Source organism: Kosakonia oryzae (assembly GCF_001658025.2).
GTDB lineage: Bacteria > Pseudomonadota > Gammaproteobacteria > Enterobacterales > Enterobacteriaceae > Kosakonia > Kosakonia oryzae.
In genome coordinates this window covers 1,998,220-2,013,046 of the sequence record NZ_CP014007.2, presented here as the reverse complement: position 1 = coordinate 2,013,046, position 14,827 = coordinate 1,998,220, and the positions used below count along the sequence as shown (strand labels likewise).

11 protein-coding genes, 1 tRNA gene and 2 pseudogenes are annotated in these 14,827 nt (G+C 48.2%); 8 read left to right on the top strand and 6 right to left on the bottom strand.

Annotated elements, in window-relative coordinates:
- Positions 1-362 precede the first annotated feature (362 nt).
- Positions 363-1,565 (bottom strand): aldo/keto reductase, encoded by a 1,203-nt coding sequence (locus AWR26_RS09575; RefSeq protein ID WP_167351145.1) that lies wholly within the window; start codon positions 1,563-1,565, stop codon positions 363-365.
- Between the two features lie 228 nt (positions 1,566-1,793).
- Here AWR26_RS09575 and AWR26_RS09570 point away from each other — a divergent pair, with 228 nt between their 5' ends.
- The 7 genes and pseudogenes from AWR26_RS09570 (at position 1,794) to AWR26_RS09540 (ending at position 9,811) form a co-directional block, all read left to right on the top strand.
- Positions 1,794-1,982, top strand: a complete 189-nt coding sequence (locus tag AWR26_RS09570) for a YjfB family protein (RefSeq protein ID WP_064565330.1) — start codon at positions 1,794-1,796, stop codon at positions 1,980-1,982.
- A gap of 158 nt (positions 1,983-2,140) precedes the next feature.
- Positions 2,141-2,817: pseudogene (gene acuR, locus AWR26_RS09565) on the top strand (acrylate utilization transcriptional regulator AcuR).
- A gap of 30 nt (positions 2,818-2,847) precedes the next feature.
- Positions 2,848-3,825 (top strand): acrylyl-CoA reductase (NADPH), encoded by a 978-nt coding sequence (gene acuI, locus AWR26_RS09560; protein ID WP_064565324.1) that lies wholly within the window; start codon positions 2,848-2,850, stop codon positions 3,823-3,825.
- A 130-nt stretch (positions 3,826-3,955) separates the two neighbouring features.
- Positions 3,956-5,410 (top strand): AMP nucleosidase, encoded by a 1,455-nt coding sequence (locus AWR26_RS09555; RefSeq protein WP_064565321.1) that lies wholly within the window; start codon positions 3,956-3,958, stop codon positions 5,408-5,410.
- 16 nt (positions 5,411-5,426) lie between these two features.
- Entirely contained in the window at positions 5,427-7,202 is a 1,776-nt protein-coding gene (locus tag AWR26_RS09550) for an aminopeptidase P family protein (RefSeq protein ID WP_064565318.1), read from the top strand.
- A 50-nt stretch (positions 7,203-7,252) separates the two neighbouring features.
- A pseudogene (locus tag AWR26_RS09545) lies at positions 7,253-7,403 on the top strand (IS3 family transposase); the annotation flags it as partial.
- A gap of 362 nt (positions 7,404-7,765) precedes the next feature.
- The gene (locus tag AWR26_RS09540) at positions 7,766-9,811 is read left to right on the top strand and encodes a TonB-dependent receptor domain-containing protein (RefSeq protein WP_167351144.1); all 2,046 of its coding nucleotides are present in this window, start codon (positions 7,766-7,768) and stop codon (positions 9,809-9,811) included.
- A gap of 32 nt (positions 9,812-9,843) precedes the next feature.
- On the opposite strand, the gene AWR26_RS09535 is transcribed toward AWR26_RS09540, so the two are convergent.
- Complete coding sequence (locus tag AWR26_RS09535) at positions 9,844-10,659, bottom strand: AraC family transcriptional regulator (RefSeq protein WP_064565312.1); 816 nt, start codon at positions 10,657-10,659, stop codon at positions 9,844-9,846.
- Between the two features lie 372 nt (positions 10,660-11,031).
- Here AWR26_RS09535 and AWR26_RS09530 point away from each other — a divergent pair, with 372 nt between their 5' ends.
- The gene (locus tag AWR26_RS09530; RefSeq protein ID WP_064565308.1) at positions 11,032-11,925 is read left to right on the top strand and encodes a helix-turn-helix domain-containing protein; all 894 of its coding nucleotides are present in this window, start codon (positions 11,032-11,034) and stop codon (positions 11,923-11,925) included.
- A 94-nt stretch (positions 11,926-12,019) separates the two neighbouring features.
- On the opposite strand, the gene AWR26_RS25895 is transcribed toward AWR26_RS09530, so the two are convergent.
- From AWR26_RS25895 to AWR26_RS09510, 4 genes are all read right to left on the bottom strand, one after another.
- Entirely contained in the window at positions 12,020-12,265 is a 246-nt protein-coding gene (locus AWR26_RS25895; RefSeq protein WP_407658793.1) for a transcriptional repressor, read from the bottom strand.
- 71 nt (positions 12,266-12,336) lie between these two features.
- Entirely contained in the window at positions 12,337-12,753 is a 417-nt protein-coding gene (locus AWR26_RS09520) for a hypothetical protein (RefSeq protein ID WP_064565305.1), read from the bottom strand.
- 307 nt (positions 12,754-13,060) lie between these two features.
- Positions 13,061-13,136, bottom strand: a tRNA-Asn gene (locus tag AWR26_RS09515).
- An 81-nt stretch (positions 13,137-13,217) separates the two neighbouring features.
- On the bottom strand, positions 13,218-14,669 hold the full coding sequence (locus AWR26_RS09510) for an EmmdR/YeeO family multidrug/toxin efflux MATE transporter (protein WP_227123150.1): 1,452 nt from the start codon (positions 14,667-14,669) through the stop codon (positions 13,218-13,220).
- Positions 14,670-14,827: the final 158 nt, after the last annotated feature.

The following is a 14,827-nucleotide window of genomic DNA, read 5'->3' as shown; positions in this document are numbered from 1 at the left end:
GCGCCCGTTGCGAAAACACTATCCCAGGATAACGAAATATATGACTGGAGACATCACGGAAAGTTCTCTATTCGCTTATTGAGCGCATGTTCTTCAAAAAGGGATATTTTATTGCTTTATATTTTCTGCTGAGAGCCGGCACGGCACAATCAAGCCAATCTTTTTTAGAATCAACCGATTAATGAGTGAAAAATATTGATCTCAGGTTTTCAAATAAATAATGTTGCTACCGGAAGAACAGACGATTTATTTTAACTGTGCTGATGCTAAAAAGCCCGCATATATCGCGGGCTTTTTGCTTTTCATTACGGCATTAATCTGCCTGGGGACTTCATTACACATTTATTCGAAGCAACGTGACCTTACTGTCCAGCGTTCGTCAGCAGCGCGATATCTTCCGCACTGAGTCTCATCTCGACGGCAGCCGTCGCAACTTGATCTGCTTCCTCTGCATCGGCAACCGCAAATGGCCCAAATACTGGTGTCGCCACGCCGGGCTGATTCATTAACCACGACAGCGCCACCGCAGCCGCAGGAACACCATATTTTGCCGCGATGGCTGCCTGCGCATCCAGGATGGCAAAGCCGCGCGGGGTAAAATAGTTGGCAATCTCAGCGGAGAGCGGGTTATCAATAAGGTCGTTAAGGGTTCGATATTTCCCGGTCAGAAACCCATCAGCCAGGCTGGTATAAGGCAATGCGGCGATATTTTCTTTCACCACCAGATCCTGCAGGGCGCCTTCGTAAACGGAACGGTCGAAAAGGTTATAATTGACGGCCAGCACCTGGTAGCCAGGCAGCCCTTTTGCATCTGCGACGCTGAGGATATTTGTTAATTCAGCCGCGCTGAGATCCATACCGCCAAGCGCAAGAATTTTGCCCTCTTTCTGTAAGGAATCATACGCCCCCAGCGTTTCGTCAACGAGCGTCTCGCTGGTCGGCCAGGGAAAAAACACGACATCGATATGATCAGTTTGCAATGTGCTCAGCAGGTTATTAACGCCCTGGACGATCGCGGCTGCCGGGAAAGTATTCTTTCCTGTGGCGTCCAGCTTCGCTGGCGCTTGCCGTATAAATTTTAAGTAATACTTCTTGGAGCGAATAACGGACCGCATCTTGTTTCGTACTGCTGGCGTTCGACGATCGGAAACATCAGATTCTCTTTGCCGCAAAGACATATTAGTAGAGACTAAAAGATTTGCCTTACCTGCTTCTGTACTGTCCATGTACACATCAAATCTTGGATTTGCGATGACGTTTTTGAGTTTCTCGACCACATCTTTAGTAACCACGATTTTGCCGTACACAACACCATCCCTGACATATCGTCTACCACTACGAAAAGTACTTACTTCGGGAATATCAGACATAAATAGTTTCCTTATTTTTTGTGCAAAGAAAACCTGGCTGCACGGCGCTGAATACGCGCCATGCAGCCAGACAGCATCTTCTGCACAGCCGGAAAGATGCTGCGCCGTAGCGGAACACATCACAGCAGGGATGAACGCCAAACGTTCTGCCAGTTGTCTCTGTTTCATTACGGTCTGCACCCAAAAAATAGTCATCCAGATTTCCTGCATCAACGCAAAAGCCCGGGGAATCGGACGACTCACGTCTGTTTATAAAAATGCGATTTTTCAGGCTCTTCCCCTGCCGCTCAGGAGAAAAAGGAGCATCCGGCTCTGCGTGATCCACGCACCGCCTAAAGATTCACCACCTGCTGCCGATAAATTCTGTGCAGTTATATTCACAACTGTTCTTTGGTTGTTTTTTCACAACATAGGATGATCGAAATGGACCCGATGCAAATTGCCTCGCTGGCCAGCAGCCTGGACTCTTATCAGCTTAATAGCGAGGTCAGTACGCTGGTGCTCAAAAAGGCGCTGGATGCTCAGAAGTCAATGGCTTCCGATATCATTCAGCAGATCCCGCAGTTACCATCCAACCCGGCAATTGGTCGTAATATCAATACCACGGCCTAACCCGGTCTACCTGCAGGCGCGAAAGGGAAGCCACTGCGCCGGTCGGTAAAATACCTCTGCAAGGCCCGTCATTGTGCGGGCCTTTTTCCTGCTCTTCGCTTGCTTAGCTTTCACAAACGGCGTAGCCTACAGCGAATTAAAACCGATCGGTCTAAATTATGAGTAGCGAAACGGCAGTGCTGACAAAACCCCGTCGCGGGCGGCCGCCAAAGGTAGAACGCGATTTCACGGATACCCGCCAGGAACTGATTCGTTCCGGCCTCGAAGTGATCACCGAAACCGGCTATTTGTCGGCTGGAATCGATGCGGTGATCAAAAACATCGCCGTGCCAAAAGGCTCGTTCTACCACTGCTTCAAGAGCAAGCAGGAATTTGGTACGGCGGTGATCGACGCCTATGGCCGCTTTTTCGCGCATAAACTCGACAAGTTTTTACTCGATACACAACTCGCTCCGCTGCAACGGATAGCAGCCTTCGTGCTCCATGCCGGTCAGGGGATGGCGAAATATGATTTCCGCCGCGGTTGCCTGGTCGGCAACCTGCTACAGGAAACACCGCTTTTACCGGAAACCTTCCCCGAACGCCTGCAGGCGATCCTCCTGGAATGGGAAAGCCGCGTCGCACGCTGCCTGGACGAGGCAAAACTGCGCGGAGAACTGGCGACAGATGCACCAGCCAGTGAACTGGCGCGCCAGTTCTGGTCCGGCTGGGAAGGCGCAGTGATGCGCGCCAAACTGTTCCGCTCTGTGGATCCCCTCAACCAGTTCTGGGCATTCTTCCGGCACAGTATTACAGCTAAATAACACCTGCACAGGACGGCAAAACAGCCGAATAATCAACGTTATCCGACGAGGAAAACGCAGTCATGAAAGCATTAGTTCTGGAACAGCTTGAAAATAAAACCCTGGCGGAAGTCAAAGACGTGGCGCTGCCCGCGCTGGCCGAGGGCGATGTCCGGGTCGATATTGACTGGTCCAGTCTCAACTACAAAGACGCGCTGGCCATCACCGGTAAAGGCAAAATCATTCGCCAGTTCCCGATGGTGCCGGGCATCGATTTTTCCGGCCGCGTCAGCGAAAGCCGCGACCCGCGCTTTGTGCCGGGCCAGGCGGTCATTCTCACTGGCTGGGGCGTGGGTGAAAACCACTGGGGCGGCCTTGCAGCGCAGGCCTGCGTGAAAGGCGACTGGCTGGTTCCCCTGCCGGAAAGTTTAAGCGCACGTCAGGCGATGATCATCGGTACCGCCGGTTTTACCGCCATGCTGTGCGTCATGGCATTGCAGGAAGCCGGGGTGAAACCGCAGGATGGCACGGTGCTCGTCACCGGAGCCAGCGGCGGCGTGGGTAGCACCGCCGTGGTACTGCTGAAAGCGCTGGGTTATACCGTTGCCGCCGTTACCGGCCGCGAATCGACCCACGATTTCCTGCGCCAGTTGGGTGCTGACGAGATCCTGCCGCGCAGCGAATTCGAACAGACGCGCCCGCTGGAGAAACAACTGTGGGCTGGCGCGGTTGATACCGTCGGTAGCCATGTGCTGGCAAAAGTACTGGCGCAGACTAACTATGGCGGCTGCGTGGCGGCCTGCGGCCTGGCGGGCGGTTTCGATCTACCGACCACCGTGATGCCATTTATCCTGCGCAACGTGCGTCTGCAAGGCGTAGATTCCGTTATGGTGCCGACGGCGCAACGTCCGGCGGTCTGGGAAAATCTCGCCCGTATCCTGCCGCAAAGCTACTACCAGCAGGCGGCAACTGAAATCGCGCTGGAGCAAGCCCCGGCAACTGCCGCGAATTTCCTGCAAAACAAAATCCAGGGCCGCACGCTGGTGAAAATCAGCGGCTAACCCCTTTCCCGGCGCGCACTGTTGCGCCGGGCACTTCCCCCGTTTCCTCTGAATCCCCGCCCGCGCGGCTTTTGTTTCACATTCCTGTGACATACTATCGGGAACCGCCGCAGAAGCAGACAAGGAGATAATGATGAATAAAGGTGCACACCTGACACCGGAGCAGGCGCTGGATCAACTGGAGGCGCTGTACGACCGCTCGGTCAACGCACTGCGCCACGCCATTGGCCGCTATATTGAAAACGGCGAACTCCCGGTGGCTGAAGCCCGCGCACAAGGGTTGTTCGTCTACCCATCGCTGTCGGTAAGCTGGAATGGCAGCGCGACAAAACCGCCTAAAACCCGCGCTTATGCCCGCTTCACCCACTCCGGCTGCTACACCACCACCGTCACCCGCCCTGCACTGTTTCGTGCCTATTTACTCGAACAATTAACATTACTGTGCCAGGACTACGGCGCGCAGATCGAAGTGGGCCTCTCAGCCCATGAGATCCCCTACCCGTATGTGATTGATGGTTCCGAGCTGACGCTGGATCGCTCGATGAGCGCCGGTCTGACGCGCCACTTCCCGACCACCGAGCTGGCGCAGATTGGCGATGAAACCGCGGATGGCCTGTTCCACCCGACCGAGCTGTATCCGCTATCGCACTTTGATGCCCGCCGCGTGGATTTTTCGCTGGCGCGCCTGCGCCACTACACCGGCACGCCGGTCGAGCATTTCCAGCCGTTTGTGCTGTTCACCAACTACACCCGCTATGTGGATGAGTTTGTGCGCTGGGGCTGTAACCAAATCCTCGATCCAGAAAGCCCCTATGTTGCGCTCTCCTGCGCAGGCGGGCACTGGATCACCGCCGATACCGAAGCGCCGGAGCAGGCGATTTCCGATCTGGCATGGAAAAAACATCAAATGCCGGCCTGGCACCTGGTGACCGCAGACGGCCAGGGGATCACGCTGGTGAATATTGGCGTCGGGCCGTCAAACGCCAAAACCATCTGCGATCACCTCGCCGTGCTGCGCCCGGATGTCTGGCTGATGATTGGCCACTGCGGCGGGTTGCGTGAAAGCCAGGAGATTGGCGATTACGTGCTGGCGCACGCTTATCTGCGCGACGACCATGTGCTGGATGCGGTGCTGCCGCCGGATATTCCGATCCCGAGCATCGCCGAAGTACAGCGTGCATTGTACGACGCCACCAAAGCGGTGAGCGATATGCCAGGCGAAGAGGTCAAACAGCGCCTGCGTACCGGTACTGTAGTGACCACCGACGATCGTAACTGGGAGCTGCGCTATTCTGCCTCGGCGCTGCGTTTCAACCTGAGCCGCGCCGTGGCGATTGATATGGAAAGCGCCACCATTGCCGCACAAGGTTACCGCTTCCGGGTGCCTTATGGCACGCTGCTGTGTGTGTCGGATAAACCATTGCACGGCGAGATCAAACTGCCCGGCCAGGCAAACCGTTTTTATGAAGGGGCAATTTCCGAGCACCTGCAAATTGGTATTCGCGCGATTGACCTGTTGCGGGCGGAGGGCGATCGCCTGCACTCACGTAAGCTGCGCACTTTCAACGAACCGCCGTTCAGATAAGAAAAAAGGACTCACTATGCAAACCCCAACACCGTTACAGGCGTTACGCGACCAGCTCGTCGCGCTGGAGCTTGACGGTATCATTGTGCCGCGCGCCGATGCGCATCAGAGCGAAGATTGCGCCCCGCACGATAATAAATTGCAGTGGCTCACCGGCTTTACCGGCTCGGCCGGTCTGGCGCTGGTACTGCGCGATCGCGCGTTAATGTTTGTCGATGGTCGCTACCAGGTGCAGGTGCGCAGCGAAGTGGATCTGCATGCCTTTGAAATCCATCACCTGCACAACGAGCCGCTGGAGCAGGTTCTTGCTTCGTTGCCTGCGGGCAGCCGCATCGGTTTCGAACCGCTGCTGATGGTCAACAGCCAGTTCACCGCTCTTGACGCCACGCATTGTGAACTGGTGGCGCTGGCGCACGATCCGTTCGCTGCCATCTGGCGCGATCGCCCGGCGGCACCCTGCGGCGTGATCCGTGAAATGCCCGTCGCCATCAGTGGCGAAAGCAGTGCCGATAAACGCGCGCGTATTGCACAAGTGCTGGCGGCGAAAGGGGCAGATTATCTCGCCATCACCCTACCGGATAATATTGCCTGGCTGCTGAATATCCGCGGCTCCGACATTGCGATGAACCCGGTGGCGCACTCTTTTGCCCTGCTGGGCCGTGATGGCACAGTGGAGTGGTTTGTCGATTCACGGAAAACAGCCGCGCTGTCTGCTGAACTGAAGGCCACGCTGACGCTCAGCGATTTCGACGCCTTTCTGCCGCGCTGCCAGCAGATTGCGCCGGGTAAACGCATCCTGCTCGACGGCGATTTTGCCCCCGTCGCACTGCGTTTTGCTATTGAACAACAGGGCGGCGAAGTGCTGTGGAGCGCGGATCCAATCACCTTTATCAAAGCGCATAAAAACCCGGTTGAGCTGGCGGGCTACCGCGAAAGCCACCAGCAGGATGGCGCCGCGTGGGTGAATTTCCTGGCGTGGCTGGCGCAGGAAGTTCCGGCGCGTGAAGTTGCTGGCAACCCGGTCACCGAACTGGAAGCCCAGCAGAAACAACTGGAATTTCGCCAGCAGCAGGCCGGGTTTATCGAGCAGAGTTTCAGTACCATTTCGGCCTCTGCCAGCAACGCCGCCATGTGCCACTATCACAGCAGCGAAAAAACCAACAAAGCCATTACTCGCGCGAACTTCTACCTGAACGACTCCGGCGGCCAGTACCAGAACGGCACCACTGACGCCACGCGTACCCTGTCGTTTGGCCCGCTGGACGCGCAGCAGCGCCTGCACTACACCGCCGTGCTGAAAGGCTTTCTGTCGATGTTTACCCTGCAATTCCCTGCCGGTACGCACGGCCATCAGCTTGACGCCTTTGCCCGCCGCGCGCTGTGGGATCTGGGGCTGGATTTCGATCACGGCACCGGACACGGCGTCGGCCATCAGTTGCTGATCCACGAACAGCCGCAGCGCATTGCGAAAAAGGTCAACCCCTGGCCGCTCAGCGCCGGTAATATTATGACCATTGAACCGGGTTACTATCTGGCGGATCGCTACGGTATTCGTATCGAAAATCAGGTGGAAGTGGTGGAAAGCCAGCCCGGTTTCTGTCGTTTCTCGTCCCTGACGCTGATCCCCATCGATTTGAGCCAGGTGGAGTGGAGCCTGCTGAGCGAACAGGAGAAGCAGTGGTTGGATGATTATCACCAGCAGGTGCGTGAAACGTTGTCGCCGCGGGTCAACAGTGACGCCCGCGCGTGGCTGATTGCCGCCACCGCGCCGCTGCGCGTGCAGGCAAGCTAACTCATGGCGCCGGGGCAACCCGGTGCTGATGGCTGCTGAACGCCGAAAAGCATGAGCATTGGTTCAGCGATATTGTTCACGCCAGGAATATCATTAATGACTCGCCCACATTCAGCACTGAATTATCAGACGCCGTCAGAGCTTGCGGTACAGTGGCGAAACGGGAAATTAGACAGTAATAGAGCAGATATTACTAACTGATCGTTGTATCTGATACTGGGATCTGGTCATGGGATGAGTAAAAAAATAACCCATAAATTCCATGATATTTCCCGTCATAGCCTCACCATCGATGTTTATTAACAAATAATTATCATTGGTTTTTACATATGGAACGTAGTTTGTTTCAGTCATGATAGTTTTCCATTCAGCCATAATGGCGCGCAGAAATGAGCGCTCACATCCCCCCCACATAACATCATGATAAATACATAAATTTATTAATTAAATTCAAGTGAAGATAAAACTGCACCCTCTGCATGGCTGGAATAAAGAATAATATGGCTGAAATTAATAATGCGGACAGTCTTCCAGCACTTTAAATTACCATCTCTTAAATGCTTATGATTATCATTATCACATGTGGTGATTTTTCAAGAGCTCTTGGGGTTGGAAAAATAAAAAATTGGGGAGATAGTATGAGGAAATACAGAATTTCACCTATTAGTATAAGTTTGATATGTCTGATTACACCGCTTTCTTTTTTCGTTAACGCTACAGATAATGATAATACAATTATTGTCTCAGCAAATGCCAATGGACAAGCCAATAGTACAGAACAAGCACCAGCATCAGTTACCTCAATTTCCCAAAATCAATTAGAAAAGAAACCGTATCGTGATATTGCGGATATGCTCCAGGGGATTCCGGGTGTTACGACAACCATCGGTGGAGACCATAAAGAAATAAATATACGTGGCATGGGTTCTGCATATACGCTATATCTTATCGACGGAATGAGAATTGACTCCAGAGATAGCAGTCGATTATTTGATGGTTCTGGTCAGATGAATGCCTGGATTCCTCCTGTTTCCGCTATTGATCATATAGAGGTTATTAGGGGACCGATGTCATCGCTTTATGGTTCTGATGCAATTGGTGGCGTAATTAACATTATTACAAAGAAAAACGCAAAAAAATGGCAGGGTAGTATCGGAAGTAATTTGACTGTACAGGAACATAGTGATTCCGGTGATATTTTTCAGAATGATTTTTTTGTTACAGGACCATTAGTAGATAATATCCTTTCAATGCAAGCCTATGGTAGTTATTCAAAGCGCGATGAAGACGAAATTTATAATGGTTATCGCGGCAGCAAAAGAGAAAACGTGACAGGAAAAGTTACCTATACGCCTACCGATGAACAAGAGGTTTCGCTCACTGCTAACCATACACAGCAGGATATTAGCCAGATGGTTGGAAAATCCATCAGTCCGGAGTGTACGTATTACTCTGGCTGCCCTTCTGATTTTCGTAAAAAAGCAGAGGTAAATCGGTTCTCTGTCAATCATGTGGGCTACTGGGCTATTGGTAAGACTGACTCGTATATCCAGAGTGAAGATTACTCTATTAACTCACAGGATATTGATTTGAAGAATATTAATATGCGTTCTTCACTCTCCTCAAATATAGGGAGTCATATTCTTACGTTTGGTGGTGAGCTAAGCATTAAGAAATTACATGACGGTTATTCAAACCAGATTTCTGATTTAACGAATCTAAAACGGACAGAAAAATCTCTCTTTCTCGAAGATTCATGGATGACAACCGAAGACTTTACCCTGACAACAGGGGTAAGACTGGATCACGATAATCAATTTGGTGATCACTGGAGCCCACGTATGTATGGCGTGTGGAATGTAGCTCCGGACTGGACAGTAAAAGGAGGGGTAAGCAGTGGTTTTAAAGCCCCAGGAATCACTGAAACAGATCCACATTTTGGTTCAGTCTCCTATGCGGGTGATGTTTATGGTAATCCTAACCTTAAACCTGAAAAATCAATCACGCAGGAACTTGGTCTCTTATACAACAACGACGAGGGATTATCTGGAGGTGTGACATTATTTAATAATCAATTTAAAGATAAAATAACAACAACTGCATGCCCGTCTACCCAATGCGATCCTGTTCCCAACCCATATGGGGCATATCCGCTAACATATAATAATGTAGGGAAAGCGGTTACGAGAGGGGTTGAGGCTGATCTTAATTTTCCTGTAAATGATAAAGTAACCGTTGAAAATAATTATACATATACATATTCACAACAAAAATCAGGTGAGTATAAAGGAAAACCGCTGACAAAACTTCCCAAACATCAATTTACCAGCACGATAAATTATCAATTAAATGAGTCAATTAAAACCTGGCTTACAGTGAACTTCCGCGGAAAAGATAGTGATAATGTGGGTGGAACGGAGCAAGCAATATTACCAATCAGAGCCCCATCTTTTGCATTATTCGATTTTGGTACAGATTATAGTGTGAATAAAAATATAGATGTCAAAGCTGGCATCTCGAACCTGTTGGATAAGAAAATCAGATATGATAATTACGGATATACTGAGGATGGAAGACGCTTCTGGGTTGCAGTAAACTACGCCTTCTGATGGTGAAAGAGGGTTAATAACCCTCTTTTAAATTAAATTCTGAAAGAATTATTATTTCTAATGTTAGCATCCTGGAATTCCTTATAGTAGCTTAATGGTGGTTTGCCCAAAACTTTTTTGAACATAGTTACAAAACCACTGGTATTTTCATATCCTAAATCAAGAGCAATTGTGGTTATACTATCCCCCTGAGAAATCCTTTGGAGCGCAATGACAATGTGGAGTTGCTGTTTCCATCTGCCAAAGCTCATTCCTAGTTCCTGATGGACAAGTCGGGTAAAACTTCTTTCGCTCATATTAATTTTATTTGCCCATTCCTTGAGTTTTAAGTTATCCCCTGGATTTTTTATTAACATATTGGCTAAAGAATAGAGGCGAGATTCAGAAGGCATAGGAAGGCTCACATCCATTTTTGATGATATTTTTATCTGGTCAACTAAAATATCAATAATTTTTTGCTCCGACGGCTTTATTAGTTCGTGATTAAACCCGGACGCATATATTATTAACTCACGTAAAAGTGGAGAGACAGATAATGTGCTACATTCGGAAGGTAATCCCTTAATTAAGCTGGTATCTATAAAAATACAATAACAATCTGTATTACCACTCCCTCTTGTCGAATGGAGGACATTAGTAGGTATCCATATTGCACATTGAGGCGGGATCAATCTGATACAGTTTTTCACTTCGCAAATCATCGTGCCTTTGACTGAAAAAAGAAGCTGTGCTTCGGGATGTTTGTGTGGTTTCAATTCCCAGTCATCAGAGATACTCTCTGATTTCATTGAGAAGACAGGTAATAAAGGATTTATGAATTCTGAGGGTGTATGGTCTAACGTTCTCACTGGAATTGTCTCCACCAATGGGCACTGTCTGGAATACAGATATTATGCCATTTGTTTTAATATCGAGCCAGTACAAAAGGTGTTTTTATATTTTAAATCTTAACTAAAATGACATTGTACTTAATCACTGGTAAATCTCTTGTTACTCCTGTCAGACTGCATCAGTATCATTTAGTATTTTTATTGTGAAGATTATTTTTAAAATTTGTGCACGCTGTGCATTCTTACTTACATTTGGCCGAGAAAGATAAAGACCTGGCTTGATTATAAAGTTATCATTATTACCTCTAATATATGAGGTGCAATTTTTTAGTCGTTATGTAACTCAAGCGTTAGTCTTATCGGTGTATGTTTTTTTAGGGCAAAATATTTATGACTGCTTTTTTCCATGATCTGCTTATCTGGATTGAAAATAATTTACATACCAATCTTAAAATAGAAAACATTTCAATTAAATCAGGTTACAGTAAATGGCATCTCCAGAGAATGTTTCATAAATATTTTGGAATAAGTCTTGGGAGATACATTCGAAACAGGAAAATTACAAATGCAGCCCTCCTTATAAAAATGAGCCAGCTCCCGATGGTAGAAATTTGTGTTGAAAGCGGTTTTAGTTCCCAGCAAACATTCACTCGTTTTTTTAAGAAGTACTATGGCGTAACTCCGGGTTACTACCGTAAGACTCGATTTATATCCAGCTCTTTTTTTCAGAGAAACCTCGCTATGTCCTGGAACTTAACAGTTAAACATGAGAATATTATATTTGAGCATAATATTGTTTCTTCTATTCATAATAGAAGAAATGATTTTAAAGAAGAACAGCAAGAAGTTGTCCTTTCACAAAGAAATGAAAGTATTGAATCTCTTTTCTATAAAAAATTAACTCGTTTCATTTTAGATTTATACGAAAAATTCGTAATTTCTTCCTGCAGTGAATCAAACCATTTGACTATAACTGCTGGGTTCAAGAAAACGTTGTCAGTAAAAGATCCTGTGATTTTATTTACTGCTGGAGATGCTACGCTCTCTTCGGCTGTTACATATAATGAGTTTATAAGGTTTTATTATGAAGGATATATATCTGATTTAGAAAATTTTATAAATTATGTATATTTTAATTATATGCTAGAGAACAAAATAAAAAGAAGAGACTCTGATCCTGATTTTTTCTCTGGCTGTTTTTTTGAAAAAGAGAATAAAGGTGGTTTAAAAGGATATTATTATATCCCTTTACCAGATAAGTGTTATTTAGAGGATGATAAATAAATATTATTCCTTTCTTCTATGGCTTGCTCGTTTTTATATGAAAAAGAAAATAATTATAAACTACAAGGGCAGGCCAGAAGTAAACCAAATATTTTCATTTTATAGTGTCAATTAACCTATATGTTAGACGTCCATTATATTCATCCCAACGTCGTTCAAGAACGCCTGCAGTATAGAGATCTCTTGTGACTCGATAAATTACACTCAGCGCAATTTTATGACTTTCTTTCATCAGGGAATATATTTCGGTAACCTGGAGAAATTTATTCTTGTTATTTTCCATGACATGGATAACATATTGCCTTGGTACTGTTTGTCGTAAGCGTTTTCTCGTTAACATCATTAATTACTCTGTTCTTTTTCTTTCACATGAGTGGCGAATTTGGCTAAAGTGAAAGTGCATTAATCTTGTTATTTTATATTGTTAAGTAAATTATTGGCTTTGACTATTGCACTATCCTTATCAGAAACAATTAGCATAGGATATCCCCAAAATTTTGAAAATGCTTTCACAAAACCTTTTAATATAATGCTTTGTTTGTTTTCTGGTACTATTTGAATTTGTGCGATTATATATTTCTTCACACTGACTCTGTTTTTCTTAAGCCATAATGCCAATTTCATTTTTTCTTCTTTTGAATGTTCGTGTTGTTCTTCATCCTCAAATTCTGTCGCGCTTATTATGACGAAAGGTATTTTCTTGTCTAAAATTTTTTCTAGCTGAACAAAACTGTTATCGTAAGCTTCGCTTTGAGAACTGCTATTCTCCATTTGGTCGACTTGTATCAGCCATACGAGAGGGAACTCCGATTCATCAATACGTAACATTTTTCTTGCCCTTCAGAAGTAAACATAATGAGATAGATTATCATTTCCTTTATTTGTAATATTATAAATTCCAGTCATCCTGTTACAGGATCCGGCCTTATCAATTGAAAAAAACCAGTCCCCGTTCTTGCAGGTACTGCGCTGATTTCATTATGAGTATTTCGTGATTGCTGATACAGACCGTGTGAATCAGAGGCTTTAAAAGGCTTACGAGAAGGTTTGAAATTGCGGAGCAACTGTCTGCACGCGCAGCGCGCGGTAAACGCTGAAAAGCAAAAAGCCTGCTCGAAAGCAGGCTTCTTAAATTTGGCTCCTCTGACTGGACTCGAACCAGTGACATACGGATTAACAGTCCGCCGTTCTACCGACTGAACTACAGAGGAATCGTGTGAACGGGGCGAATATTAGCGACGCCCCTGGGCCTTGTCAAAGCCTGATTTGCCTTTTTCGGCGCGTTTGCCGAATTATTCTCCAGATTGTGCAGAAATGGCGCCTTTCTGCGGCTTTGGGTACTTCCATAGCCACCGGCCGCTCGCCATGCGCCAGTAGAAAAAGACGCCGCGTACCGCCCAGTCGAGGAACATTCCGAGCCAGACACCAATCACACCCATACCGAGCATGATCCCCAGCGTATATCCTGCCACCACCCGGCAACCCCACATTCCAAGCATGGAAACCCACATGGCGAAACGGGCGTCGCGCGCGCCTTTCAGGCCCGCAGGCAGCACCCACGACGCCGCCCAAATCGGCATAAACGCCGCATTGAGCCACAGAAGCACCTTAACCACCTCTTTTACATCCTCTTCCTGGGTATAAAAGGCGGCGAACAGCCCGGCAAAAGGCGCGGTACCCCAGGCAATGGCCGTCAGCAACAGTGTTGAAAGCCAGAAGACATGGCGTAGCTGGCGTTCTGCCTGGCCGATCTGCCCTTTACCGAGGCGCTTACCGGTAATAATGGTAGATGCGGAACCGAGCGCGTTCCCAGGCAGGTTAATCAGCGCCGCCACGGAGAAGGCAATAAAGTTACCGGCGATGACGTTGGTCCCCATACCCGCGACAAACATTTGCGTTAACAGCTTGCCGCCGTTAAACAGCACCGACTCGATACTGGCCGGAATGCCGATCCCCATCACTTCCCAGATAATGGAGAAGTTGAGTTTTTCGAAGTAGCTTTTCAGCGAGATACGCAGCGACGGGTTAAAACCAATCATCAGTACCCAGATAATCGCCACCGCGCCAATATAGCGGGAGATGGTCAACCCCAACCCTGCACCGGCAAAACCCATGCCTTTCCAGCCCCAAAGGCCATAAATCAGGATGCTGCTGATGATGATGTTGAGGATATTCATCCCGCCATTAATCAACAGCGGGATTTTGGTATTGCCCGCGCCGCGCAGCGCACCGCTGCCAATCAGCGCAATGGCCGCCGCCGGGTAGCTGATAACGGTGAGTTCAAGGTAAGTTAGCGCCAGCGCTTTAACTTCGGCCGTCGCCGCACCGGCGATAAAGTCGATGATTTGCGTGCCAAAGTAGTGGATCACTGCCGCCAGTACAATGGCGAACAACGTCATGATCACCAGCGACTGCCGGGTTGCCGCCCTCGCCCGCTCACTATCCAGTTTGCCGAGGCTGAAGGCCACAACCACCGTCGTCCCTAAATCAATGGCGGCAAAAAAAGACATCACTACCATGTTGAAGCTGTCCGCCAGGCCGACGCCCGCCATCGCTTCTTTACCCAGCCAGCTCACCAGAAACGTGCTGAGCACGCCCATCAGCAAAACACAGGTGTTTTCCAGGAAGATAGGTACGGCAAGGGGGGTGATTTCTCGCCAGAATAATACACGGTAACTTTTACGTTTTCTGTACCAGGGCGTCCGCATGACGGCCTGGCGTAAGGGAGTGACAAGGTTCAAAATGGTCCTTAGCCGCGAAAGATGAAATCACATTTCAAATGATGAGGGAGAAACCCTGATCCTGCAAAGTATTTACGCCGAAATCGGTGTTTATTAGATCAATCTGACGAGGGATTCAGCAGTCAGGTGGCGATCGCTAAAATGAGGTTTGACAAAAGATT